Annotated in this window: 3 protein-coding genes and 2 tRNA genes; all 5 read left to right on the forward strand. The window is 68.1% G+C overall.

Annotation, left to right across the window (positions count from 1 at the left end; all coding sequences use genetic code 11):
• The first annotated feature begins 2 nt into the window (after positions 1-2).
• The 5 genes from TSO5_RS31885 to TSO5_RS31905 all read left to right on the forward strand — a co-directional run bounded on the left by TSO5_RS31885 (position 3) and on the right by TSO5_RS31905 (position 3091).
• Positions 3-79: transfer RNA gene (locus TSO5_RS31885), tRNA-Arg, on the forward strand.
• Positions 80-326: 247 nt separating this feature from the next.
• On the forward strand, positions 327-704 hold the full coding sequence (locus tag TSO5_RS31890) for a hypothetical protein (protein WP_109155367.1): 378 nt from the start codon (positions 327-329) through the stop codon (positions 702-704).
• Positions 701-2101 carry a hypothetical protein gene (locus tag TSO5_RS31895; RefSeq protein ID WP_109155368.1) on the forward strand — a complete coding sequence of 467 codons (1401 nt, stop codon included), beginning with the start codon at positions 701-703 and terminating at the stop codon, positions 2099-2101. The genes TSO5_RS31890 and TSO5_RS31895 overlap by 4 nt, the downstream gene beginning before the upstream one ends.
• Entirely contained in the window at positions 2098-2886 is a 789-nt protein-coding gene (locus TSO5_RS31900; RefSeq protein WP_109155369.1) for an ankyrin repeat domain-containing protein, read from the forward strand. Before TSO5_RS31895 ends, TSO5_RS31900 begins: the two co-directional genes overlap by 4 nt.
• 132 nt (positions 2887-3018) lie before the next feature.
• Positions 3019-3091 (forward strand) — tRNA-Arg (locus TSO5_RS31905).

The raw sequence follows: 3091 nt of genomic DNA on the forward strand, positions 1-3091 counted from the left end.
GCGCGCCCGTAGCTCAGCTGGATAGAGCATCAGACTACGAATCTGAGGGTCAGGAGTTCGAATCTCTTCGGGCGCGCCATTCTGCTTCGAATACAGGTTTTGAAAATTCGGCGATTTGACAGCAGGCGGCCCTTCGGCCGCTTTTTGCGTTTTCAGGCTTGGCCGCTCTGGCGCCACTGCCAAATTTCACCGGCCCATCTTGCGCCGGACTTGGATCGCCGGTTCCCGCCCGCCCGGCCTTCGCCCCTTGAAATTACTGTTGCGTCTTCGGTTGCTCCCTTACTGTCGATCTGCGATCCGTTTTTTGACGAGCAGAAGAGAGAGGCATGGCAACCGGTCTCACGCTTTCGGACCGGCAGGTCGAAACGCTGGCGGTGGAAGGGTTCCTGCGGAAGATGATCCGCATCCTGACACAGTCGGATCCCAAGGCCGGCCCGGTTCTCGACACCGCCGAGGGACGGCAGACCCTGCGCCAGCAATATGAGCGGGCGCGCGGATACGGGCTGGAGACGGAGCGCGACCTCGGCCGCTACATCGTCACGGCCTGGACGATGGGGATCGACTTCGACCGCCGCTTTCCGGCCATGTCCCAAATCCTGAACGATCCGGCGCTGACGCCGACCGAAAAGGCCGATGGGGTCGAGCGCACCGCCCTGACCCTCTTCGCCCTGCTGGCGGAAGGCCGGAAGGACGGCGCGGCATGAGCTGGGGTGATGCTCTGGCCGAGGCCTACGCGGCGGCCTCCGACGCCGCCCGCCAAGCCGCGGTGCGGGCCGCCTCCTCTGCGCAGGCTGCGATCTCGGCGGCGGCCGATATGGCCAAATCGGCGGCCGGTGCCGCAAGCGATGCGGTGGTCGAGACCGCCAAGGCCACCGGCCGCGTTGCCGGCTTCGGCATGCGCGCCGCCGCAGAGACCGGAAAGGCGGCGGTCCAGGGCACCGCTTATCTCGCCGACAAGGCGATGGAGTCGCAGCCGGTGGTCGGCCGCCTCTACAAGGCGGCGAAAGAGCAGCTGTCCCCAGCCCGCGCGCCGCGCAAGCGGGTGGTCGAAGCCTGTCCGAACTCGGTCGAGGCCAAGATCGACCGGCTGAACCAGCGCCAGTCCCTGATCGACAAGGGGCGCGGCGCCGGCAGCACCCCGGCGCAGAAGGCGGCGGCCGAACGGCTGGCCCGCGACAACCGGGCGGTCGAACTGGCCCGCCTGTCGGGCGACACCTACGACCAGTACGGCAAGCCGCCCAAGAATGATCCGCCGCTCGGCTGGACGGCCATGAGCGACTCGGAATTGAACAAGGCCGGCATCGATCCGGCGCTGCTGCGCGACGCCAAGGCCACGATATACCGCACCCCGGCGGACTGGCCGGGCGGACAGCAGACGGTCCTCGCCTTCCGCGGCACGGTGCCGAGCGAGATGGAGGATCTGCAGACCAACATGGATCAGGCGTTGGGCGGCGAGACGATCCAGTACAAGGCTGCCGCCCAACTCGGCGCCAACGTCGCCAACAAACTCGGCCCCGACGTCATGGTCACCGGCCATTCGCTCGGCGGCGGCAAGGCGCAGGCGGCGGGCGTGTCCGGCGGCCTGACCGGCATGATGTTCAACGCGGCCGGTCTAAATCCCAAGACGGTCGGCGGCGACACTGGCGATCCCTCGGACTTCCTGCAGTTCCGGACACCGGGCGATCCCCTGACCGGCGTCCAGAATTCGGCCGCCCTGCAATCGGGGGTCGGGCTGCTGGCCGGCGGTCTGGGGTCCGGGATCGGCATGCCTGTGGCCGCCGGCAACTTCATCGCCGACAAGCTGGGCTTCCCGTTCCTCTCGCCCGACACGCGCCAGCTGGTGGAAGGCGGAACCACCGCCTTCCCCCGCGCGTTGAAGAATCTCGTCAGCCAGGGCAACCTGCTGCCGCCGGCCATCGGGCCGGTCGTCACCGTCCCGGCGCTCGACGATGCCGGCAAGCCGGTGCCGATGACCAGCCCTGGCGGGCAGCATTCCATCCTAAGCGCCATCAACGGCATCGAGCGCGAGAAGAGCGAAGACGTCGCCACCTTGCAAGAGGGATCGGGGCAAGAGGCATCGGGGCAGGGGGCGTCCGGATGATCCTCCGGCTGGTCTTCCGTGTGATGCTGGCGGTCGTCCTCGCCGCCGGATGTGCAATGAGTCAGGAGAGCAATGCCATGGGCGCCACCGCCCGCAGACTGGACACCAGCCGCTATTTCGACGATCCGAAGCTGGCGGCCCTGGCCGACGACGTGCAGGAAGGCCGCGTATCGAAGGTGGTCGAGGCTCTGCGCAGCGGCGTCGACCCCAACGGCGTCGGCCGCGACGGTTTCCGCCCGATCTTCTTCATCTTTCCCGCTCCGACGAACGAGACCGCCAAGGCGCTGCTGGCCGCCGGTGCTGACGCCAACGTCAAGACGGCGGGGGGCGAGCCGCCGCTGATGTATGCGGTGCGGCTGGAGGATCCCGCCTTCACCCGCGTCCTGCTGGCCGGGCGGGCCGATCCCAATGCCCGTGGGAGCAACGACAAGCCGGTGATCCACGAGGCCGTGCGCTCCGACCAGCCGGAGCATCTGCGGCTGCTGGCCCGTGCCGGCGTCGATCTCAATGTCGTATGGGGCAACGCGACGCCGCTCCTGGCGGCGGTGGAGAGCATGAGCTGGGCGAGCGCCACGGCACTGCTCGAGCTGGGGGCCGGCACGGACTGGCGCAGCCCCGGCGGTCGCACCCAGTTCACCGCCGGCGAGTCCTTCTGCAATTTCTTCACCAGACAGCGCCCCTTGCGCATTCCGCCGGCCCATCGCGAGGCGGTGCGCGGCCTGTTCGCCGCCTTCGCGCGGCGCGGCGTGGTGCTGGATTGTGCCGGCTTGGCCGACCGGCTGTAGGCGGAAACGGGCCGGGCGACGCGCCGGAAATTTTTTGAAGAAAAGCGCTTGCGCCCGGTAAAGCTTTTGAGTAGGTTGCGCGCCTCGACGCCGACGGCCTGCCGCCGGTGCCGACAGGGAAGACGACACAGCGCGCCCGTAGCTCAGCTGGATAGAGCATCAGACTACGAATCTGAGGGTCAGGAGTTCGAATCTCTTCGGGCGC

The organism is Azospirillum sp. TSO5, from assembly GCF_003116065.1.
Classification (GTDB): Bacteria; Pseudomonadota; Alphaproteobacteria; order Azospirillales; family Azospirillaceae; genus Azospirillum.

What these genes read in the sequence shown, in the direction of transcription:
- TSO5_RS31890 (WP_109155367.1), top strand. Translation starts at nt 327, where the DNA reads ATGGCAACCGGTCTCACGCTTTCGGACCGGCAGGTCGAAACGCTGGCG.
- TSO5_RS31895 (WP_109155368.1), top strand. Translation starts at nt 701, where the DNA reads ATGAGCTGGGGTGATGCTCTGGCCGAGGCCTACGCGGCGGCCTCCGAC.
- TSO5_RS31900 (WP_109155369.1), top strand. Translation starts at nt 2,098, where the DNA reads ATGATCCTCCGGCTGGTCTTCCGTGTGATGCTGGCGGTCGTCCTCGCC.